The sequence below is a fragment of the Altererythrobacter sp. BO-6 genome, from assembly GCF_011047315.1.
GTDB lineage: Bacteria > Pseudomonadota > Alphaproteobacteria > Sphingomonadales > Sphingomonadaceae > Erythrobacter.
In genome coordinates, this window is sequence record NZ_CP049259.1 from 16,824 (window position 1) to 38,222 (window position 21,399).

Genomic DNA, 21,399 nt, shown 5'->3' on the forward strand with positions numbered 1-21,399 from the left:
CTGACAGCTTTGCCCGGTGCGTCTATTGGCGCTCGCGATGACAGACCTTTCCAAGATCCGCAATTTCAGCATCATCGCGCATATCGACCATGGCAAGTCCACGCTGGCGGATCGCCTGATCCAGGCGACCGGCGGGCTGACCGAGCGCGAGATGAGCGAGCAAGTCCTTGATAACATGGACATTGAGCGTGAACGCGGCATTACCATCAAGGCCCAGACCGTGCGCCTCAACTACACCGCGCGCGACGGCGAGACCTATGAGCTCAACCTCATGGACACGCCCGGCCACGTCGACTTCGCCTATGAGGTCAGCCGCAGCCTCGCCGCCTGCGAAGGCGCGCTGCTCGTCGTTGACGCCGCGCAGGGGGTCGAGGCGCAAACCCTCGCCAATGTCTACCAGTCGATCGAGCACGACCACGAAATCGTCCCCGTCATCAACAAGATCGACCTGCCCGCGGCCGAGCCGGACAAGGTCCGCGCCGAGATCGAGGACATCATCGGCCTCGACGCGTCCGACGCCGTCCTCACCAGCGCAAAGTCCGGCATCGGCATCGAGGACGTGCTGGAGGCGGTCGTCGCCCGCATCCCCCCGCCCAAGGGCGACCGCGAGGCGCCGCTCAAGGCCAGCCTGGTCGACAGCTGGTACGATCCCTACCTCGGCGTGGTCATCCTCGTCCGCGTGATCGACGGCGTGATCAAAAAGGGCCTGCAGGTCCGCTTCATGCAGGGCGGCACCCAGCACCTGATCGACCGCGTCGGCGCCTTCACCCCCAAGCGCGTCGACCTGCCCGAAATCGGCCCCGGCGAAATCGGCTTCATCACCGCGCAGATCAAGGAGGTGGAGCAGGCCCGCGTGGGTGACACCATCACCACGGTCAAGAATGGCGCGAGCGAGCCGCTGGCCGGCTACAAGGAAGTGCAGCCGGTGGTGTTCTGCGGGCTGTTCCCGGTCGACGCCGCCGATTTTGAGAAGCTGCGCGAAAGCATCGCCAAGCTGCGGCTCAATGACGCCAGCTTCAGCTTCGAGATGGAGAGCAGCGCCGCCCTGGGCTTCGGCTTCCGCTGCGGCTTCCTCGGCCTGCTGCACCTCGAGATCATCCAGGAACGCCTCAGCCGCGAATACGATCTTGACCTCATCACCACCGCTCCCTCGGTCGAATACCGCATCCAGCTCGGCCATACGAAGAACGAGGACGCGAAGTCGATCATGCTGCACAACCCGGCTGACTGGCCGGACACCAACCGGATCGAGACCATCGAGGAACCGTGGATCAAGGCGGTGATCTACACGCCTGACGAATATCTCGGCTCCATCCTCAAGCTGTGCCAGGACCGGCGCGGCATCCAGACCGACCTGACCTATGTCGGCGGGCGCGCGCAGGTGACTTACGAGCTGCCGCTGAACGAAGTGGTGTTCGATTTCTATGACCGGCTGAAGAGCATCTCCAGAGGCTATGCCAGCTTCGATTACGAGCAGATCGGCATGCGCGAGGGCGACCTGGTGAAGATGAACATCCTCGTCAACAACGAGCCGGTCGACGCGCTCAGCCTGATCGTCCACCGCTCGGTCGCCGAAGAGCGCGGGCGCGGCATGTGCGAGCGGTTGAAAGACCTGATCCCGCGGCACCTGTTCAAGATCCCGATCCAGGCCGCGATCGGCGGCAAGATCATCGCCCGCGAAACGATCGCCGCGCTGCGCAAGGATGTGACCGCGAAATGCTATGGCGGCGACATCACCCGCAAGAAGAAGCTGCTGGAGAAGCAGAAAAAGGGGAAGGCAAGGATGCGGGAGTACGGGAATGTTTCAATTCCCCAAGAAGCCTTCATCGCGGCCCTTCGTATGGGTGAAGAGTAGCTCCTCCCCGGAACGGGGGAGGGGGACCATCCGTAGGATGGTGGAGGGGCACCCGAAGGACTTTCCAACCTCAAATCGTCATCCCGGACCTGATCCGGGATCCAGCTAGTCCGCTGAACCCTCCGCGCTATTTATCTCACGCAAAGCCTGTCCTGAGCCTGTCGAAGGAGCGCAAAGGCGCTAAGGCGTCACGTGGTGCATGGAGCGATTGCGCCAGCAATCGCGGAACGGCGTGGGGGCAGAGAAAGTCCGCTCACCCTGAGCTTGTCGAAGGGCTGCATTTCACTCTTTCGCCTGAGCGCAGCCAGAAGCAGTTACGCTTTAGTGGCAGGGTATTTGAAGGACGATTTCGGTCGTTCTGAAAGGTCTGCGAAGCCCAAGAGAAGGTGTCGCCGTGCTTCTGGCAAGTCTTTTCGATCCGAGCCATATGCCCCCAGATATTCCGCTGCTACCGCGTGAATTTTTGAGTCCAAATCTTTCCGAATTATCCCCCGGCATAGGTAAGATTTGACTCATGTCGAAAAACGCACCAATTCTCCCACCGCTATTTGGGGATGCAAAATGGAAGCGAGACTGCGTCACGAAGTCGTTTATCAATTCGACGGTAGAGCGACAGTCGCCGAAGTTGCGCGATCTTTGCTCGCTCAAGAAAAACTTCTTCGAGAGGCCGTAGCGGTTCTTGAGGAGTGTTTCGACGGTTTGGACATCAGCAGTGTCGGGGTCGACATAAAGCTGGTTGCTCAGGAGAGTCCGCTTCGAACGAATCTGGCTTTGTTCTTCGCTGGCGTCTACTCGGGTGAGATAGGACAAGACATGCCCGACATCTTAGACACACTCTTTGGCCTCGACGTGCCTGACGGGTACGATAGCTTTGTCTCGCTTCTGGTAATCTTGGTCGCAATCTTTGGGATTGATTGGCTGTATAAGCGAATGTTCCCAGACAAGTCGGGTGACAAGATCGAAGAAGAGAAGGACCGACTGCTAGCGGAGGCGGCAAGGATGGCATCTTTGACCGAGCAGCAGATTGAGGGAGCCATTGATCGAGCTTTGGGGAAGCGGGAGCGTAGCGTTAGTAAGGCCTCTATGGATTTTCTTCAGCCCGCCCGGAGGCATCATGCAAGCGAGGTAAGATCAGGAAGCACTATTCTACCCAAGGAGGTCATTGACCAGATACCATCGGACATTGACCTTGCTGATTATGAACCACCAAGTGAAACTGAGGAATTGCGCGACGTTTTGATCCGCTTCCGCGCGCACGACCTCGACCGCAACAAGAAGTGGGCGGCGACGATCGAAGAAGTTTCGAGTGAGCGCAAGCCACTGCACCTTGCACCAGACATACAGCCGGATCGTTTGTTTAACCGCAATCAAGTGCGTGGGGATGTGATCGTGACCACTGTGCGGGGGCCGGAGGGTGACTACGTGCCGTCATTATATTATCTAGAGAAAATCTATGATTAGCCTCCGCGATGCCGTTGCCCAAGGCAAACTCGACCAGTTATAGCCGAACACCCCGAAGTGAAGGGCGATATGGACGCCTTCAAATTCCAGGGAAATTCCAGGGACAGCAGGGAAGTTCTAGAAATTCCGGGGACAGTATACCTAATTCAACAACTCCCCCACCAGCCCAGGCCGTTTCGCGATCATCGCCAGCAGCACTTGCGCGGGGCCGGTCGGCTGGCGCCGCCCGTGCTCCCAATTGAGCAGCGTGCCTTTCGCCACGCCGATGCTGCGCGCGAATTCCGCCTGAGACAGGCCGGTCCTGGCGCGGATCGCCACCACGTCCACCTCGGGCACGTCCACCTGATGCACGCGCGCGCCGGATGTCTTGCCTTCGGCATAGGCGATGGCTTCTTCAAGCCCTTGCTTGATGCTTTCAAACGCGCTGGATGCTTTGGGGGACGCCTTGGGGGGCGTCTTGGGGGATTTCAGGGCGCTCATGATGGGTCTCCGTAATGCGCGATCAGCAGCTTGCCGAGTTTGATGAGCTCGGCCTGCTCGGCCTTGCTTAGATTGTCCTTTTCGTTCTTGGCGAACACTGAGACGAGGAAGATCGGCATATGTGTGCCGCCAAACACATAAACCGTGCGATAGCCGCCGCTTTTTCCCGCGCCCGGACGTGCGAAACGCATTTTGCGCAGGCCTCCGCCGAGCGATACGCCGCCTTCCGGGTTGGCGGCCACAAAGTCCACCAGCGCGGCCCGTTCCTCATCACTCATCACCGCCTTGGCGCGCCGCAGGAATTCAGGCAATTCGACGACGGTTTGCAGGCGGGTCATGTAGTAGATTACATATGAGTCTTTGGCGTATAAGTCAATGACTCATATAAGGAGCCCTCACTCCCACCCATCATCCTTGAGCGACCTTATCGTCGGCCCTTCCGGCTTCGCGACCGGCTTGCGTTTGCGCCAGCCGGGCGGGGGGCAGCTGGTCAGGGGGAAGAGTGTAGTTCCGGGAGTCATTGTTTTCCGCAGGTTGTTTGTTTTCGCCCTCAGGCGCCGGGCGCGACGCCTCCGCGTCGCTTGGCTGCGCGCCATAAGGCGCGGCGGGCAGTCGCCCTTGCGGGTCGCTGGTCGCTCCCCGGTCAGTGCCAGTCAGCAACCGCTGTGCTGAGAGATCCCTCTCCTTCAACTCCTCGAACCGCTGCCACGCTTCGCGCGTTTCCTCGCTCAGCATCTCCCACTCGCGTTGCTGCTCGCGCTCCACCCGCACGCGGATTTCCTCGATCTTGCGGTCGATGCTCGCGCGCACCTGGGCGCTCGACACATTCTTGCCCGCCGCCGCCTGCTCCAGCTCCCATTCCTTGCGCCAGCGCTGCCGCTCCTGCTCCAGCCGCGTGTGGTCAAGCCCGCTCAGGCCCCTCGCGCCGCCGCCTTCCGCAAACCGGTGGGGCGCGCGGTTCCTCAAAAGGAACATCAGCAGCCGGTCATTATAGCGGGTGCGCGTGCCCACCAGCGCGCCATAGGAATAGACCGGCTCTTCCACGCCGTTGATCGCGCGGTCCATCGCGATGTCCTCGATCCGGGCAATGCCGAGCGCCAGCGCGGCCTCCCACGCGGCGCGGAAGCTGTCGCCCGCGGAGTGGCGGCGCAGCTGGTAGGCGCCGTGCTCGGTCCGGCCCACGCGGCGGCAGGCGGCGCGCACGCTGCCGGTGTCGGCCAGCGCCTCGATAAAGGCGCGCTGGACTTCTGGCTTCCAGCCGTTGCTGCGGTCTTTCAGGCGCGGGACGGGGGTGAAGGCGGGGAGGAAGGTGATCTGGTTCATGGAGGAGGATAGATCACAAAACCCTTAAGTAGGAAAACTCCGCCAACTTCACTTGGCGTTCAGCCGGGTGCTGGCTATAGGCTTGCTCCCATGACAAGGAATCCCCGCGTGACCATCAGACCCGTCCTTCTTGCCGGCCTTGCGGCTGCGACCCTGCTGACCGGCGCCTGCGCCAGCGGGCGGGGCGGCGGCAATGAAGACGTGGCCTATGTCGCGCGCGATGTGGAAACGCTCTATGCCGAGGCCAAGAGCCGGCTCGATCGCGGCAACACGCGGCTCGCCGCGGCGCTGTTCGACGAGGTGGAGCGGCAGCATCCCTATTCGCCCTGGGCCCGCCGCGCGCAGCTGATGAGCGCGTTCAGCTATTACGTCGCGCAGGATTATAACCAGGCGATCCAGAGCGCGCAGCGCTTCCTGTCGATCCACCCGGGCAACAAGGATGCGCCCTATGCCTATTACCTGGTGGCGCTGAGCTATTACGAGCAGATCAGCGACGTCCAGCGCGACCAGAGCATCACCAAGCAGGCGCGCGCCGCGCTGATCGAGGTGAACCGGCGCTTCCCGGCGAGCGAATATGCGGCCGATGCGCGGCTGAAGCTGGACCTCGTCAACGATCACCTTGCGGGCAAGGAGATGGAGATCGGGCGCGGCTACCAGAAATCGGGCCAGGTGCTGGCGGCACAGCTGCGCTTCCAGAACGTGATCAACGAATACCAGACCACCAGCCATGCGCCCGAAGCGCTCTATCGCCTGACGGAGACCAGCCTGGCGCTGGGCGTGCCGCAGGAAGCGGTGAAATATGCCGCGGTGCTGGGTGCGAACTATCCCGGCACGGAGTGGTACGAGAAGGCCTATCGCCTGATCGGCAAGCATGCGCAGGGCGTAACCGCCAGCTAACGCCTGCGGCCGCGCTGTCGCCAACGCTGTCGCCACCGCAAAATTTTTGCGATTTCCCGGAAACCGGATCGCCCGCTTTGAGTTAATCGATTGCGGGCCGGGCCCCTCTGGCAGTTTCGAGCAAGAAGCTGTGATGTCGGACCGCATCGGATTGCCGATGCTGCACTGACGGGCCCTTTCACCCTCCCTTTCCAGCCCGCAGGCCATCGGCAGTCCGATCCGTTCGAACGCATTTTCGACAGAGCGAGGACACCGATGGTTGCGAAAATTGCCCCGATGTTGCGCGAATTCCTGCAAAAGGAAAGCGCCGGCGGGATCGTGCTGATCCTGGCCGCGCTGGCCGCGCTGGCGGTCGCCAACAGCCCGCTGCTCAGCGCCTATCGCGCATGGCTGGATATCCCCATTGTCGCCGGGTTCGGTGGTTTCGTGATCGACAAGCCGCTGCTGCTGTGGGTCAATGACGGCTTGATGGCGGTGTTCTTCTTCTTGATCGGTCTTGAAGTGAAGCGCGAGGTGCTGGGCGGCGAATTGTCGAGCTGGGACAAGGCCTCACTGCCGCTGGTCGCGGCGATCGGCGGCATGGCGATCCCGGCACTGGTGTTCCTCGCGATCAACTCCGGGGCGCCGGAAAACACCGCAGGCTGGGCGATTCCGGCGGCGACCGATATCGCCTTTGCGCTGGGCATCCTCGCGCTGCTCGGCCCGCGCGTGCCGGTAGCGCTGAAGGCGCTGCTGCTGGCGATCGCCGTGATCGACGATATCGGCGCGATCACCATCATCGCGCTGTTTTATACGGGCGAGATCAACACCGGATACCTGGGGCTGGGGGCGGCGGTGTTTGTGGCCATGCTGGCGCTCGGGCGCATGCGTGTGGCCTCTGCCATCCCCTATGTCCTGCTGGCGATATTGATGTGGGCATTCGTGCTGAAATCGGGCGTGCATGCCACGCTGGCTGGTGTGGCGGCGGCGCTGACAGTGCCGATGGTGGCGCGCGGCGGGGCCCGCCCGCTGGAGCATATGGAGCATGCGTTGCACCCATGGGTCGCCTTCCTGGTGATCCCGATCTTCGGCTTTGCCAATGCCGGGGTCACGCTGGTTGGGCTTGACCCGGCGGACCTGCTTGCCCCGTTGCCGCTGGGCATTGCGCTGGGCCTGCTGATCGGCAAGCAGCTGGGGATTTTCGCCTTTGCCTGGCTGGCGGTGAAGACGCGGCTCGCCAGCCTGCCCGAAGATGTCACCTGGCGCCAGATCCACGGGTTGTCGCTGTTCGCCGCCATCGGCTTCACCATGAGCCTGTTCATCGGCAATCTGGCCTTTGCCTCGCCTGAGCAGGTCGACGCGGTCAAGCTGGGCGTGCTGAGCGGCTCGACCATCGCCGCGATCGCGGGCTTTTTCCTGCTGCGTTCGGCCTTGCCGCCGGTGGCCGACATTGAAAGCGAAGCAAGCCCGCAGCCAGCCTGACAGGCCAGGCCAAGAAATCCACACGGGGGCGCGCTCACAGCGGTGACGCGCCCCTTTTGCTGCGCTAATACCCGGCGCAATGCTGACCCGGCTTTCGATCCGCAACATCGTCCTGATCGACGCGCTTGACCTTGCCTTCGGGCGCGGGCTGGGCGTGCTGACGGGTGAGACCGGCGCGGGCAAGTCGATCCTGCTCGATGCGCTGGGCCTTGTGCTGGGCGACCGGGCTGACAGTGCGCTGGTGCGCGGCGGGGAAGACAAGGCGAGCGTAACCGCCAGCTTCGAATTCGCCGCGCTGCCAGTCGCAATCGCCGAGACGCTGGACGAGGCCGATATCGAGATCGAGCCGGGCGAACCGCTGATCATCCGCCGCCAGCTGAAAGCCGATGGCGGATCGAAGGCCTTCATCAATGACCAGCCGGTGGGCGTGGCGCTGCTGCGCGAGATCGCCCCGGCGCTGGTCGAACTGCACGGCCAGCATGACGATCGCGGGTTGGTGAACCCGCGCGGCCACCGTGCCTTGCTGGATCGCTATGCCGGAAACGATGTGGAAGGGCTGGCCTCTGCATGGCGCGATTGGCGCGCGGCAGAGGATCGCCTGGCCGCGGCGCGCGCCGAGGTCGAGCAGGCCAAGGCTGACCAGGACCTGCTGCTGGCGCATCTGGCCGAGCTGACCGCGCTCGAACCGCAAGCGGGCGAGGAAGCGCGGCTCGCCGAAACCCGCGCGTCGATGCAGAAGGGCGAGAAGCTCAGCGGCGACCTTCAGGAATTGCGCCATCTGTGGGAAGGTTCGGATTCGCCGCTCGCATCGCTGCGCGTGGCGGCCCGGCGACTTGATCGGATTGCGGGCGAGCATGCGCTGCTGGCCGAAGCGCTGGCCGCGCTCGACCGCGCGCTTGTTGAGGCGGGCGAGGCGGAGGACCGGCTCAACGCGGCGGCTGAAGCACTTGAGTACGATCCGGCGGCGCTGGATGCCGCCGAAACCCGCCTGTTCGAATTGCGTGCGCTGGCGCGCAAGCACCGCTGCGAGGTTGACGACCTGCCTGAAAGAATGCGCGAGATGCGCCGTGCACTCGATGCGATCGAAGGCGGGGAGGCGGCGCTCGACGCGCTGGAGCTTGCGGCAAAGGAGGCAGGAGCGGCCTATCGCTCGCGGGCGGAGGCGGCGCATGAAGCGCGGCTGAAGGCGGCCAAAGCGCTCGACCAGGCGGTAGCGGCCGAGCTCGCCCCGCTGAAGCTCGATGCCGCGCGCTTCCTCACCGCGATCGGCAAGCTGCCGGAAGACAAATGGGGCCCGGCCGGGATCGACAGTGTCGAGTTCCTGATCGCAACCAATCCCGGCGCGGATTTCGCGCCCTTGAACAAGATCGCATCGGGCGGCGAGCTGTCGCGCTTCATCCTCGCGCTCAAGGTCGCGCTGGCGGAGCAGGGCGGGGCAGCGACAGTGATCTTCGACGAGATTGATCGCGGCGTGGGCGGGGCGGTCGCCAGCGCAATCGGCGAACGGCTGGCGCGGCTCGCTGACGGCGGGCAATTGCTGGCGGTGACGCACAGCCCGCAGGTCGCAGCCCGCGGCGGCACGCATTACCTGATCGCCAAGAGCTCCGAAGGCACGGTGACCAAGACCAGCGTGATGCTGCTCGACGCGGCCGGGCGGCAGGAAGAAATCGCGCGGATGCTATCCGGCGCCGAAGTCACGCCCGAAGCGCGCGCGCAGGCGGATCGGCTGCTTGAGGGGGTTTAGCGCTCGCGCTGCCCCAGATAGAGCAGCACCAGCAGCCCCCACACGCTGAACTTGAACGCATCACCCAGCGAGCCCGCGCCGATCTCGTGCTGCCACATCTGGTAGCCGGCGCCTCCCAGCGCCCCGAAGATCCCGAACCAGGTGATCACCGCCAGCCCGGCCCCAAGCTTGGCGGTTCCCTTGGCCGCTTCGAATGTGGCGGCATCGCCGCCGCGCGCCTGCCACAGCTTCCACGCCCCGGCGAGGCACAGCACACCGGTCGCGATTTCGAAGGCGAAGATGATCCAGGCCATCACCGGTATGACTCCGGCAGGGATCGCCGGCAGCACGTTCACCGTGAAGATCTCGTTGTGCTCGAGCCCCAGCACATAGCCGACAGCGCCATAGGCGGTCTGCAAGTTGACGATGTTGTGGATCACATAGAGCAGCGCCATCGCGCCCAGCGCCGCAACAAAGGCGGTTTTCAGATAACGGTCGATCATCGGTTTCCCCCAAACAGAAGCGCGACCCGATGACGCGGCTCTTTTCCCCGCGCAGCGCCTCATGCATAGCTTGAAGAATGGGAATCGAGCAAATGTCCGAAGCGGAAGCCGCCAATGAACTGATGCGGCTGGCCAAGGCGATCGCGCATCACGACCGGCTCTACCACGCCGAGGATGCACCCGAGATCAGCGATCCTGAGTATGACGCGCTGGTGCGCCGAAATGCCGAGCTGGAGGCTGCATTCCCGCACCTCATCCGCGCAGATTCCCCGTCGCGCAAGGTCGGCCATGAAATCGCCGCCTCGCCGCTGTCGAAGGTGACGCACGAGGTTCGCATGATGAGCCTCGACAATGCCTTTTCGGCAGACGAGGTGCGCGAATGGGTGGCGCGGATGCGGCGCTTCCTGGCGCTCCCGGAGGAGGCTCCGATCGCGATTACTGCCGAGGACAAGATCGACGGGCTATCCTGCTCGCTGCGCTATGAAGGCGGCAAGCTGGTACGCGCGGCCACCCGTGGTGACGGGCAGGTGGGCGAGGATGTGACCGCCAATGTCGCCTCGATCGCCGATATTCCGCGGCAACTTAGTGGTGATGGCGTGCCTGATGTGTTCGAGGTGCGCGGCGAAGTTTACATGTCGAAACAGGACTTTGCCGCGCTCAATGCGGCGCAGGAGTCGGCTGGCGGCAAGCTGTTCGCCAACCCGCGTAATGCGGCGGCGGGGTCGCTACGGCAAAAGGATGCGAGTGTCACGGCGCAGCGCCCCTTGCGGTTCTGGGCCTATGGCTGGGGCGCGGCGAGCGACCTGCCGGGCGCGACGCAGTATGAAATGATGCGGCGGATCGAGAGTTGGGGCTTTCCCGTCTCGCCCTTCCTCAAGCTGACTGACAGCGTCGACGAGATGCTGGCGCATTACGCCGAGATCGGGCGGCGGCGGCCCGATCTGCCGTATGAGATCGACGGCGTGGTCTACAAGGTCGACCGGCTCGACCTGCAGCAGCGGCTGGGCTTTGTCGCCAAGGCGCCGCGCTGGGCGCTGGCGCACAAATTCCCCGCCGAGCAAGCCGAAACCACGCTGGAGGCGATCGATATCCAGGTCGGCCGCACCGGCAAGCTGACCCCGGTCGGGCGGCTGGCGCCGGTGCTGGTGGGCGGAGTCACCGTCACCAATGTGACGCTCCATAACCGCGACGAGATCGCGCGGCTGGGCGTGCGCCCGGGCGACCGCGTGCTGGTGCAGCGCGCGGGCGACGTGATCCCGCAGGTGGTGAAGAACCTCACCCCCGATGCCGAGCGCGCACCCTTTGTTTTTCCCGATCACTGCCCCGAATGCGGCAGCGAGGCGGTGGCGGAGGAAGGCCCAAATGGCCTGAAAGAAGTGGATGTGCGCTGCACCGGCGGGCTGATCTGCCCGGCGCAGCGGACCGAACGCTTGAAGCATTTCGTCAGCCGCAAGGCGCTCGATATCGAGGGGCTGGGCGAGAAGACGATCGACCAGTTCTTTGCGCTTGGCTGGCTCGAAAGCCCGGCCGATATCTTCCGCCTGAAGGACAAACGCGCGGAGATTCTGGCACTCGACGGGTGGCAGGACAAGTCTGTGGATAACCTGTTGGCATCTGTGGAAAGCAAGCGCGCGCCCGATGCCCGCGCGGCTGCTGTTCGGGCTGGGGATCCGCCATGTCGGCGAAGTGACCGCGCGCGACCTGATGAAGAGCTTTCAGACGCTTCCGAAGCTCCAAGCCTATGCCATGCTCGCCAATTCGTCGCGCCTTCCGTTCGCATCGAGCGAAGTCGAGATGCAAATGCGCGAACGTGTCTCGACTACGCTCGACACGAACGGGGACCTCCAAGAACAGGCACTAGCCGAGATCACTTCGATCGATGGCGTGGGCGGGGCAGTGATCGAAGCTTTGGGCGATTTCTTCCACGAACCGCACAATGTCGCGGTGTGGGAAGACCTGCTGCACGAACTCAGCCCGCCGCCCTATATCGTCGAGGTGCTCGACAGCCCCGTGGCGGGCAAGACCGTGGTGTTCACCGGAAAGCTTGAGACGATGAGCCGCGACGAGGCCAAGGCGCAGGCCGAACGGCTCGGCGCGAAGGCGGCGGGGTCGGTTTCCGCCAAGACGGACCTGGTCGTGGCCGGCCCCGGCGCGGGATCGAAGCTCAAGAAGGCGGCCGAACTCGGCATCGAAGTGATCGACGAGGCGGGCTGGGCGGAGATTGTCGCGCAGGCGGGGTAACCGCGCTGAAGGGGGGAGGCGCAATGAGACGAATTGCCAAGGTGATCGCAGCAGTCCTGCTTGTCATGGCCGCAGGGCTGGCGCTCGCCTGGGTCACATCGCCCGATCCGCGTGGCAATCCGGCCAGCTTCGAGGACACACCGCTCAACAGTCGCATCGCGCCGCTCGCCGAGGCGATTACGCTGGCGAGCTATCGCAGCGTCGATGGCACTGCGGCGACGCTCATCGTGGTAGATAGCGACGGCGAGCGAGTGTTCGGCGTTGATCTGACAGCACTGGGTGCCGACCGGACCGGCGATCCGCTGCGCGATCTGGCCAGCGTCGATCGTGCTGCGATCACCGCGCAGGCTCTGGCCAGCAAGCCGCTTGTCACGCTGGGAATATCGGATCTGCTGCCCTCCGCACCCGGCGGCTATCGACATATCGGGGTGGGGACCAATTTCCCCGAACATGCCGAGGAAGCCAACAGCGGATCGGTTTTCGTGTTCCCGAAGTTCGCGTCGGCAACGCCCGCACGCACAAGTATCCGCGCGCGGCCTGGCGTTTTGCTCGATTACGAGGTTGAGCTGTGCATGCGCTTTGATCGCGACATCGCAACCTTGCAGGATTTCGATGCTGCGGTGAAGGGCATCTTCCTGTGTGGAGACTTTACCAATCGCAATGCGCTGGTCGAGCTCGCCGATCCGGACAATCTCGATTCCGGCTATGGCTTCTCCGATGCCAAGAGCGGCGAGGGTTCCTTTCCAACCGGGCCCTTTATCATGGTCCCGCGCGACTGGCAGCAGATGGTGGGCGACTTGCGGATGACCACCAGCGTCAATGGCGATCCGCGCCAGGATGCGCGGGCGCGTGAAATGACACTCGATTTCCGTGGTCTGGCGGAAAAGGCGCTCGGCGATATGGAGGAACCGCGTTTCCTCTATGATGGGGCTTTCGTGAAGTTGTCCGACGATCGCAGGATTTCGCGCGAAGCAACCCTGATGTCAGGCACTTCTGAGGGCGTGATCTTCGCACCGCCGACGCGGGCCGACATCATCGAAGGCATGGTGATCTATGCCCTATCTGGCGGCCCGCTTTCAGGCGCGGGCTTGGTCGAAACCATCAAGCAGCGGTTTATTGCCAATGAACTTGAATCGGCGCATTTTCTCCAGCCGGGGGACGTCATACGCCACGATTCTAGCGTACTTGGCAGTATCGAGGTGATGGTGGTGACCGAGGCCGGCGATCAGGCCAGCTCAACGGGGGGGCTGTAGCCATGCGATGGCTTGCTGCATTGGTTTTGGCATTTGCCTTGGGTGCCTGTTCTCCGCAGCCGCAAGCCGCCACGCCAGCGGAAAAGCTCCATTTCAACCGGCTGTCCGAAGACACCGTCGAGCACGGCAAACGCGTCGCCAGCCTGCTCGGCTGCAACGGCTGCCATGGGAAGGATTTCACCGGCAAGGACTGGTCGGACCCTGAGCTGGGCGTGCTGTGGACCGCCAACCTCACGCAAAGCGCCGCGCAGCATTCCGACGACGAAATGCTGGCGATGATCAGCACCGGCAAGCGGCCCGACCGCGCGCTCATGGAAATGCCCTCGCACCTGTTCACGCAGGTGCATGAGGACGATCTGCGCGCGGTGCTCGCCTATCTGCGCAGCATGCCGGTGACGGGTGAGGTCCATCCGCAGCCCACCATTGGCCCCAAGCTCGCCGAGCAGATCGCAGCAGGTGATTACATCGATGCGGCGCAGGAAACCGCGCGCGACCGCGATGTCTGGCCGCCCGACATGGGCCCGCAGCATGCGATGGCGCGGCATATCGTGCGGGCGACCTGCGCCGAATGCCACACGTTGTCGCTTCGCGGCGAAGACCCGCCGTCGCCTGACGAACCGCGCAGGGCGGACCTGCGCATCGTTGCGTCCTATGACCCGGCCGATTTCGCCAAGCTGATGCGGAGCGGCAAGGCGGCAGGGGATCGCGAGGTCGGGCTGATGAGCGAGGTCGCGCGCAATCGCTTCGCCCATCTCACCGATAACGAAGTGGAAGCGATAAGGGCTTATCTGGTCGAAGTGGCACGGCGCGATCCGTAATTGGGAGACTGAATGTCGATGCCGGTGAGTGACTATTTCGACAAGCTGATGCGCGATCTCGAATCGCCGCGCCAGGTGCGCCGGTTCGGCAGCGGCTGGTTGGCCGGCTTCTTCGCATTACTGTTTGCGATAGCGGGGTTCTTGCTGGTCATCGCGCTGCGTTTTCCAGAATGGTTTGCGACTCCCGAGCTGGAGATCGTGAAGGCGTGGGGCGGGTTTCGCGGCATCGTCCACGCCGTGCTGCTGGCAAGCTATGGGCTTGCGCTGCTGAGCCTGCTGCTGCGCCCGCGCAAGGTGCTGGGGATCAGCGCGCTGGTGATCGGGATCGGCGCGGCGCTGCTCGGCGGGGCCAATGTCCAGCCCGAGGAGACGCGCAGCTGGGGCGTGTTCTTCGGGCTCGATTTCTTCATCATCAACCTGCTGGTCACCGGCTTCATGTTCGCCCCGTTCGAGCGGCTTTTTCCGCAACGGCGCGAACAGCGCCTGTTCCGCACAGAATGGCGCGAGGACCTGTTCTATTTCCTCGTAAGCACGATGTTCGTGCAGATCCTGACTTTCATTACGCTGGCCCCGTCAACGATCATCAACGCCAACACCGGCAGCTGGGAGGCGTTTCGCGCGACAGTCGCCGGTCTGCCGTGGCTGGTGCAGTTCGCAATTGTGCTGGTGGCGTCCGATTTCGCCCAATACTGGTATCACCGGCTGTTCCATCAGGTGCCGTTCCTGTGGGGCTTCCACGCGATCCATCACAGCGCGAAGTCGATGGACTGGTTGGCGGGATCGCGCATGCATCTGCTCGAGGTGATCCTGCTGCGCATGGTCACGTCGCTGCCGCTGTTTACGCTCGGTTTCAGCCCGTCGGTGATGCAGGCCTATCTCGGTTTCATCTATGTCTGGAGCTCGCTGCTGCACGCCAATGTCGGCGGCGATTTCGACCGACTGGGGCACTGGCTGGCAACCCCGCGCTTCCACCATTGGCATCATGGGCTTGAGCGCGAGGCCTTCGACGTCAATTTCGCGATTCATTTCCCGTGGATCGACAAGCTGTTCGGCACCTTCCACCTGCCGCCGGGGCGCTGGCCGGAGAATTACGGCATCCCTGAGAATGTGCCGCGCGGCTACCTGGGCCAGATGGCCTATCCTTGGACACGCAAGCCGAAGCCGCCCGAATGAACCTGCTGCGCGAACTCCATCCGCAGGCGCTGCGGATCGCCACCAGCCTGCGCGAGCGGCACGAAAGAATTGCTGTGGCCGATGGCGCGACCGGCGGGCTGATTGCGGCGGCGCTGCTGACGGTGCCCGGCGCGCTCGATTTCTATCGCGGCGGCGGGATCGTCTATTCGTTCCGCGCGCGTGACGTGCTGTTCGGCCTTCCGCGCGAAGCCTATGACGGGATGACCTCCGCCAGCGAGGACTATGCGCTGCTGCAGGCGCGCGCCATCCGCGACAATTTACGTGGGGCCTGGGGCATTGCCGAGAGCGGCTCGGCCGGGTCGAGCACGCATCCGATGGGCGTCGCCTCAGGGCGCAGCTGCGCGGCGGTGGTCGGCCCCGAAGGCTTCGAGCGGGTGCGCGTGACCGAGACCGGTAGCGATGACCGGATCGCCAATATGGAGGCCTTTACCCGCGCCGCGCTGGACCTGCTGGAAGATTGCCTTTTGGATATATTGTGAAAGAGCTGTCGAAAGCGGTCGCCCGGTTTCGTCTTCAAGCTGCAACCAGGCCATGGTGGCATGGATGTAAAGGAGATGCGATATGCAATACCTGCTGCTGATCAACGAAGACGAAAGCGTGTACGCAGGCGAAAACGGCGCCAGGCTGATGGAAGAAGTTCTAGGCAAGCATATGGCCTTTGCCGAAACGCTGGCTAAGGACGGGGTGGCTTTTTCAGGCAATCGCCTGCAGCCCGGCGCAACCGCCACCACGATCAAGTGGGACTATGGCAGCCACGCCTTGCACGACGGTCCGTTCGCTGAAACCCATGAAGAGCTGGGCGGATATTACCTGATTGACGTGCCAGATCTCGACGCCGCGCTCAAATACGCGCGGATGATCCCGATACCCGGCAAGGGTGCCATCGAAGTGCGCCCAGTGTGGGAGATGGGGTGAGCCTGGGGCATGAGATTGCAGCTGCGCGGCCCCGCGTTATTGCCGCGCTGGCGGCGCAGCTGCGTGACCTGGACCTTGCCGAAGAGGCGCATGACGCGGCGGTAGAAGCGCTGCTGGCGCAGGCTGGCGAAGTGCGGGATGTCGCCGCCTGGCTCTATGTCGCTGCGCGCCGCAAAGCGTTAGACCTGCTGCGCAAGCGCAAGGCAGAGCAGCGCTGGTCGAGCGAAGCAATGGCCGGGACGGAACCGATGGCCGAAATAATCGAACTTCCCGACCCGATCCCTGACGAGCGGCTGCGGCTGATATTCATCTGCTGCCACCCGGCGATCGCGCCGGAAGCGCGGGTGGCGCTGGCGCTGCGGATCGTTTGCGGGGTGAGCGTGGAAGCGATTGCCGGAGCATTCCTGCTTAACCCGGCGGCAATGTATCAGCGGATCACCCGCTCGAAAGCGAAGATACGGCTGGCGGGCGTTCCCTTTGAAACGCCCGGTCGGCGCGAGTGGCCCGAACGGGTCGAAGCGGTGCTGGCCACGCTCGAGATTGCCTATGCGGTGGCTTATCGCGAGGCGGCGGACCAATCCGACCTGGCCGAACTGCGTGAGGAAGTGGTGCGGTTGAGCGCATTGCTGGCAGAGCTCCTTCCGGCGGAAGCAGAGGCACTGGGCATGCATGCGCTGGTGCTGTTGGCCAGTTCGCGGTCCCGGGCGAGAGTGGATGCGGGCGGCGCCATGGTACCGCTGTCGCAGCAGGACACGGACTTGTGGGACCATGAGGCGATTTCCCGGGCGCGCATACAGCTCGATCGGGCGGCGGAGCTGGGCGCGCCCGGACCTGTCCAGTTGCTGGCAGCGATCCACCTGGTGCACGCCAAGCGCAGCCGCACCGGCGAAACCGATTGGGAAACCATCGTGCGCCTGTATGACCGGCTGGCGCTGCTCAGGCCGACCGCCGTGGTGGGGATCAATCGCGCGGTTGCCATCGGCCGCTGGCGATCAGGCGAGGAAGGGCTGGCCGCATTGGCAGAGCTTGATGCGGGCAAGCTGGAAGGCTTCCTGCCCTTCCATGTGGCGCGGGCCGACTTGCTTGCGCGCGCTGGGCAGCTCTCGAACGCGAAGGACGAATACAGATCAGCGCTGGCGGCCGGGCCGGGCGGGGCCGAGCGGCGCTGGATCGCGCAGCAGCTGGCGGCTCTCGGCGACTAATCAGTCCGCCTAGCTTTCCGGCACCCATTTCATCACGCCGCCCGCCATGGGCGTCCACCAGCCGGTGCGAATGCCGGCTGCCGCCAGCGTGTCGCTGGTCCACTGGTTGCAGGTATTGCCGAGGTGATAGCTGCCGGGCGCGTCATAGAATACGTCGTAATCGCCATAGCCGCGATAGGCCTGGCGTTCGCCCACTGGCAGTACGTTCCGTTCGATCAGCGCCACCAGCCGCGCATATTCGGCATGGCTGATCGTCAGCTCTCGAAGATTGGCAGAGGGGGCAGGGCGGACATAATGCGCCACATGCAGCAGGCCCTCGCCATCCCATGCCGCCTGAAGTGCCGTGGAGAGGGTCAGGTCGCCCCAGGTCGGCGTGTTGAGGAACACCTCCTTCTCGCCCCAGCTGACCGAGACATGGGTGTAGGGGCGGCTTGGCGCCAGGAGGGCGTCCGCCGGAAACGCTTCGCGCCAGTCCTTCTGCGGGGAGACCAGCGGCATGACGATGGCGGTGTGCACGCCGTTGGTTTCGATCATGATGGCGACGCCACCTGCTGGTTCGCGCCAGTCGCCGTTGCGCGGGATCGCGGAACCGATCCATGCGGCCAGGAAGAAGAGGGCGACGGCGCCAAGGATCGCCGCCGAGACACCGACAAGCACGCGCCTGAACCGGATCAGATGCGTCGTTTGCGCAGCCACAGAATCGACCAGTCGCCATTGACCATGCGCCGGGCCAGCCGGAAACCGGCGCGGCGATAGGCGCGGCGCACGCGTGGCTCCTGCGTTTCGAGCAGCCCCGCCAGCAGCAGGTTGCCGCCCGGAGTTACCGCGTCCGCGAAGTCCGGCGCGAGTTCCACCAGCGGGCCGGCCAGTATATTGGCAATCAGCAGGTCATACGGCCCGCGCGCCTTGAGCAGCGGATCGGCCATCCCGTCCGCCACCACCATCGTCAGCTCGCCCTGGCGCGGGCCCATCGCGACGCCGTTCAGCGCGCAATTGTCTTCGACCACCTGGACGCACACTGCATCGATGTCGGAGGCGGTGGCCAGCGCGCGCGGCCACAAATGCATGGCGGCGAAGGCCAAAAGGCCGGTGCCCGTGCCGATATCGGCGATGTTACGCGCCACCACACCGCTGCGCTTCATGGCGTCGAGCATGGCAAGGCAGTCCTCGGTCGTCGCATGCTGGCCCGTGCCGAAGGCCTGGCTGGCCGGGATCGCAAAGTTCACAGCGCCTTTCACAGGGGCAAAGTCGGGCGTGTGGACGTGGAACCGGCCGGCGCGGATCGGTTCGACCCCTTGCTGGCTCAGCACCAGCCAGTCGGTGTCGGGCAATTGCTCGACCTTGAAAACCGGGGCAACCTTGTCGAACAGCCCCGCGATCGCCTGTTTCTGGGCCTTGCCGGGCTTTGATGGATACCATGCTTCCAGCACCCAGTCGTCAGGACGGTCCTCAGCGACTTCGCTCCCCGAAATGACGAGATCCGGGTCCCAGTCCCACACCTCGTCATGCGCCAGCAGTGCCGCCTGGATCACTGGCTTTGGGGCAAAGGCCGACAGTTTCCAGCTGGTCACTTGCCCTCGGCTTCCTTGGCCAGGCGATCCGCCAGCCGCATGCTGCCGCTGGCGGAATATTCGATACAGGCACGGGGCTTTATCAGCGGCTCCTGGCCTGACAGCCGTTCGAGCAAGGCGCTTTGCCCGGGATGGGGGGTGACGAGAAGATCGCACGGCAACGATTCCATCACGCGCAGCCCGTGGCGCGCTTCCTCAACTCGCTCGGGATGATGACTGAACTTGTAGTCGCCGGTGGAACTCGTGCCGTTCGAATCGGCGTAGGCAATCGTCAGGCACTTGCCCCCGTCGCAGGTGCGCCAAGTCCAGCTGGTCGAGCCCGGCGAATGCGTAGGGTTGGCGTGGAGGGTGAAGCGGGTATCGCCGACCCGCAGTGTGCCCCGGTGCGGTAGCACGCGGCTGACCTTGACCGGTTCCATCGGCGGCTCTTTCGCGAGCCACGAAAGCTGCGGGTCGTCGGCGGCAGGCTTGCCGCTGCGCATTACCTCGGCTGCGCCCGTTCCAGTCAGCAGGCGCGCGCCGGTTACCCGCAGGATTTCCGCCATGCCGCCCACGTGATCGAAATGCTCGTGCGTCATTAACACCCATTTGATCTGGCGCGGGTCGAAACCGAGCGCCCTGACATTGGCGAGCAAATGCGGCGCGGCGTCGGCGGGGCCTGTGTCGATCAGCACCAGGCCAGCGCTGGTCTCGATCAATAACACGGTGATCCCGCACGTGCCGACGTACCAGGTGCGGCCATGCACGTGCGCGGGCGGGGCCGGATCGGACCAGCCATCGCGATCACCGCAGGCTCCGAGAATGTCCTTGCTCGCAGCCGCCATTCGCTCTGCGTCGGTCGAAGGCGGCGCGACGCCGAGCAGCGCCAGCGACGAGATAGCGACCAGACCTTTACCGAACATAGCTTGCTCCATTGGCGTCGATCACCGCACCGGTCATGGATTCGGGGGCATCGAGCGCGCAGAATTCGATGATTTTAGCGATTTCTTCGGGCTCGGCCACGCGGCCCAGCGGGATATCGCGCAGCAGGTCAGGCCCGCCGCGGCTGGCGAGATAATCGCCCGCCATCGCCGTGTCCGTGAAACCCGGCGTGATCGCGAAGCTGACGATCCGCTGCGCCGCATATCCACGGGCAATCGTCTTGTGCATCGCCAGCATCCCGCCCTTGGCCGCGGCATAGTGCCAGTGCTGCGGCGAATCGCCGCGATATCCGGCGCGGCTGGCGACATGGACGATCCGCCCCCCCTTGAAGTCAGAATGCACGCCGCGCGCCTGCCAATGGCGCACCGCGAGCCGGCTGAGCTGCGCTGCCGCGGTCAGATTGATTCGCAGTGTTTCCTCCCAGCCATCGAGCCATTCGATGTCCGAGCTATCGAGCGGGGTCGCGCGGAACAATCCGGCATTGTTAACCAGTACATCGATTACGCCGCCCGCGCGTTCCAGCGCTTCCTCCCACAGCATTTGCGGCGCCGAAGGCTCGCTGAAATCGACGGCGATTGTGGCGGGATCGGTTGCGCTCGTCGCATGGCCGATCACCGTGGCACCGCGCGATTCGAGCGCTTTACGCGCCGCTGCGCCAATTCCCCGGCTCGATCCGGTCAGGAGGATATTGGAAGCGTGATGGATAGACACCGCGCTCGTTTGGACGAACGCAGTGCCAGGGGCAAGGCCCCCGATGCATTGTCGGGCAACGCGCCCAACCAGTCGGGGGGGCTTACCTAAACTGCGGCAGAAAACACGCCCAGAAGTGCAGTCCAGATAATGAGCCAGTGCAGGATCACGCCTGGCCACAGGCGTTTCGACACCACGAAGATCACGCCGAAAATCAACCCGTTGATGAAGAACCACCAGAATTGGTCGAGCGATTTCAGCCCATGCTGGAACACGAACGGGATCGCCGCCATGACAATTGCCAGCCAGCGGTTGATACCGCGGCTCACGAAGGCGGTGATTGCAAAGGCACGATATGTGAGTTCTTCACTCACACCGGCAAAGAATGCCATGAACAGCAGGAACAGGCGCTTTTGGGTGGTTTCTGCATAGAGTCCGGGCAGCGCGGCCAGTTTTTCGGGATCAAAGGTCATCTGTGAGACAGCGAATTCGATGGCGAAGAAAACCACCAAGGCCAGGACGAGATAACCAATGGTAGCCCGGCCAAGGTTTGATTCGACCTTCGCGCTGATACCGATGTCGGCCAGGGTCCACCCATTGGTTTTGACAACCCATACTACAAAGGCAATCTTCGCGGCATAGATCAGACCGGTTCCGAGCCAGAATGTGACGAAGAAATCGATATCTCCGATCGTGAAAATGTCACGATGAAGGAGCGCTTGCGACCAGACGAAGAACAACAGAGGAAAACCGATGAGGATGGCCAGGATCCACCGGATCGGCATAGGGGAAGGGGGGTGGAAGTGAAGGTAGTCATTGAGGAGCCCTGAGTTTTCTGGAGCAATCGTGGTAGAAATAAAGCGCTTGTTATGCAACATGTTTCATATGGAT

At 63.7% G+C, this 21,399-nt stretch carries 20 protein-coding genes and 1 pseudogene; 12 read left to right on the top strand and 9 right to left on the bottom strand.

Annotated elements, in window-relative coordinates; genetic code table 11:
• The first annotated feature begins 37 nt into the window (after positions 1–37).
• Positions 38–1,855 (top strand): translation elongation factor 4, encoded by a 1,818-nt coding sequence (gene lepA / locus G6N82_RS00070; protein ID WP_165192570.1) that lies wholly within the window; start codon positions 38–40, stop codon positions 1,853–1,855.
• Positions 1,856–2,416: 561 nt separating this feature from the next.
• Positions 2,417–3,316 (top strand): hypothetical protein, encoded by a 900-nt coding sequence (locus tag G6N82_RS00075; RefSeq protein WP_165192572.1) that lies wholly within the window; start codon positions 2,417–2,419, stop codon positions 3,314–3,316.
• Positions 3,317–3,457: 141 nt separating this feature from the next.
• Here the strand turns inward: G6N82_RS00075 and nadS are convergent, their stop codons facing one another.
• From nadS to G6N82_RS00090, 3 genes are all read right to left on the bottom strand, one after another.
• Complete coding sequence (gene nadS / locus G6N82_RS00080) at positions 3,458–3,796, bottom strand: NadS family protein (RefSeq protein ID WP_165192574.1); 339 nt, start codon at positions 3,794–3,796, stop codon at positions 3,458–3,460.
• Positions 3,793–4,134, bottom strand: a complete 342-nt coding sequence (locus tag G6N82_RS00085; RefSeq protein WP_165192576.1) for a type II toxin-antitoxin system RelE/ParE family toxin — start codon at positions 4,132–4,134, stop codon at positions 3,793–3,795. The genes nadS and G6N82_RS00085 overlap by 4 nt, the downstream gene beginning before the upstream one ends.
• Before the next feature lie 70 nt (positions 4,135–4,204).
• The gene (locus tag G6N82_RS00090) at positions 4,205–5,119 is read right to left on the bottom strand and encodes a hypothetical protein (protein ID WP_165192578.1); all 915 of its coding nucleotides are present in this window, start codon (positions 5,117–5,119) and stop codon (positions 4,205–4,207) included.
• A 90-nt stretch (positions 5,120–5,209) separates the two neighbouring features.
• Between G6N82_RS00090 and G6N82_RS00095 the strand changes: the two genes are divergently transcribed.
• The 3 genes from G6N82_RS00095 to recN all read left to right on the top strand — a co-directional run bounded on the left by G6N82_RS00095 (position 5,210) and on the right by recN (position 9,221).
• Entirely contained in the window at positions 5,210–6,016 is an 807-nt protein-coding gene (locus G6N82_RS00095) for an outer membrane protein assembly factor BamD (RefSeq protein WP_165192580.1), read from the top strand.
• Positions 6,017–6,271: 255 nt separating this feature from the next.
• Positions 6,272–7,477: a Na+/H+ antiporter NhaA gene (nhaA, locus tag G6N82_RS00100; protein ID WP_165192582.1), complete on the top strand. Its 1,206-nt coding sequence runs from the start codon at positions 6,272–6,274 to the stop codon at positions 7,475–7,477.
• Positions 7,478–7,556: 79 nt separating this feature from the next.
• The gene (gene recN, locus G6N82_RS00105) at positions 7,557–9,221 is read left to right on the top strand and encodes a DNA repair protein RecN (protein ID WP_165192584.1); all 1,665 of its coding nucleotides are present in this window, start codon (positions 7,557–7,559) and stop codon (positions 9,219–9,221) included.
• Here recN and G6N82_RS00110 read toward each other — a convergent pair.
• Positions 9,218–9,703, bottom strand: coding sequence for a DUF2165 domain-containing protein (locus tag G6N82_RS00110; protein ID WP_165192586.1), 486 nt, complete (start codon positions 9,701–9,703; stop codon positions 9,218–9,220). The genes recN and G6N82_RS00110 overlap by 4 nt on opposite strands.
• 77 nt (positions 9,704–9,780) lie before the next feature.
• On the opposite strand from G6N82_RS00110, the pseudogene ligA reads away from it, so the two are divergent.
• The 7 genes and pseudogenes from ligA to G6N82_RS00145 all read left to right on the top strand — a co-directional run bounded on the left by ligA (position 9,781) and on the right by G6N82_RS00145 (position 17,326).
• Positions 9,781–11,944, top strand: a pseudogene (gene ligA / locus G6N82_RS00115) (NAD-dependent DNA ligase LigA).
• 23 nt (positions 11,945–11,967) lie between these two features.
• Entirely contained in the window at positions 11,968–13,197 is a 1,230-nt protein-coding gene (locus G6N82_RS00120) for a fumarylacetoacetate hydrolase family protein (protein ID WP_165192588.1), read from the top strand.
• A gap of 2 nt (positions 13,198–13,199) precedes the next feature.
• Entirely contained in the window at positions 13,200–14,015 is an 816-nt protein-coding gene (locus G6N82_RS00125) for a cytochrome c (protein WP_206520240.1), read from the top strand.
• Positions 14,016–14,027: 12 nt separating this feature from the next.
• Complete coding sequence (locus tag G6N82_RS00130) at positions 14,028–15,188, top strand: sterol desaturase family protein (RefSeq protein WP_241255137.1); 1,161 nt, start codon at positions 14,028–14,030, stop codon at positions 15,186–15,188.
• On the top strand, positions 15,185–15,688 hold the full coding sequence (locus G6N82_RS00135; RefSeq protein ID WP_165192592.1) for a CinA family protein: 504 nt from the start codon (positions 15,185–15,187) through the stop codon (positions 15,686–15,688). The genes G6N82_RS00130 and G6N82_RS00135 overlap by 4 nt, the downstream gene beginning before the upstream one ends.
• A gap of 82 nt (positions 15,689–15,770) precedes the next feature.
• Positions 15,771–16,124, top strand: coding sequence for a YciI family protein (locus G6N82_RS00140; protein WP_165192594.1), 354 nt, complete (start codon positions 15,771–15,773; stop codon positions 16,122–16,124).
• Positions 16,121–17,326 carry a DUF6596 domain-containing protein gene (locus G6N82_RS00145; RefSeq protein WP_241255138.1) on the top strand — a complete coding sequence of 402 codons (1,206 nt, stop codon included), beginning with the start codon at positions 16,121–16,123 and terminating at the stop codon, positions 17,324–17,326. Before G6N82_RS00140 ends, G6N82_RS00145 begins: the two co-directional genes overlap by 4 nt.
• 9 nt (positions 17,327–17,335) lie before the next feature.
• Here the strand turns inward: G6N82_RS00145 and G6N82_RS00150 are convergent, their stop codons facing one another.
• The 5 genes from G6N82_RS00150 to G6N82_RS00170 all read right to left on the bottom strand — a co-directional run bounded on the left by G6N82_RS00150 (position 17,336) and on the right by G6N82_RS00170 (position 21,386).
• Positions 17,336–18,022 carry a DUF2459 domain-containing protein gene (locus G6N82_RS00150; protein ID WP_241255139.1) on the bottom strand — a complete coding sequence of 229 codons (687 nt, stop codon included), beginning with the start codon at positions 18,020–18,022 and terminating at the stop codon, positions 17,336–17,338.
• The gene (locus G6N82_RS00155; RefSeq protein ID WP_165192596.1) at positions 17,998–18,897 is read right to left on the bottom strand and encodes a 50S ribosomal protein L11 methyltransferase; all 900 of its coding nucleotides are present in this window, start codon (positions 18,895–18,897) and stop codon (positions 17,998–18,000) included. The genes G6N82_RS00150 and G6N82_RS00155 overlap by 25 nt, the downstream gene beginning before the upstream one ends.
• Positions 18,894–19,799, bottom strand: a complete 906-nt coding sequence (gene bla, locus G6N82_RS00160; RefSeq protein ID WP_165192598.1) for a subclass B3 metallo-beta-lactamase — start codon at positions 19,797–19,799, stop codon at positions 18,894–18,896. Before bla ends, G6N82_RS00155 begins: the two co-directional genes overlap by 4 nt.
• Positions 19,789–20,529 (bottom strand): SDR family oxidoreductase, encoded by a 741-nt coding sequence (locus G6N82_RS00165; RefSeq protein ID WP_241255140.1) that lies wholly within the window; start codon positions 20,527–20,529, stop codon positions 19,789–19,791. Before G6N82_RS00165 ends, bla begins: the two co-directional genes overlap by 11 nt.
• Before the next feature lie 86 nt (positions 20,530–20,615).
• Positions 20,616–21,386 carry a type II CAAX endopeptidase family protein gene (locus tag G6N82_RS00170; protein ID WP_165192600.1) on the bottom strand — a complete coding sequence of 257 codons (771 nt, stop codon included), beginning with the start codon at positions 21,384–21,386 and terminating at the stop codon, positions 20,616–20,618.
• Between the last annotated feature and the right edge of the window lie 13 nt (positions 21,387–21,399).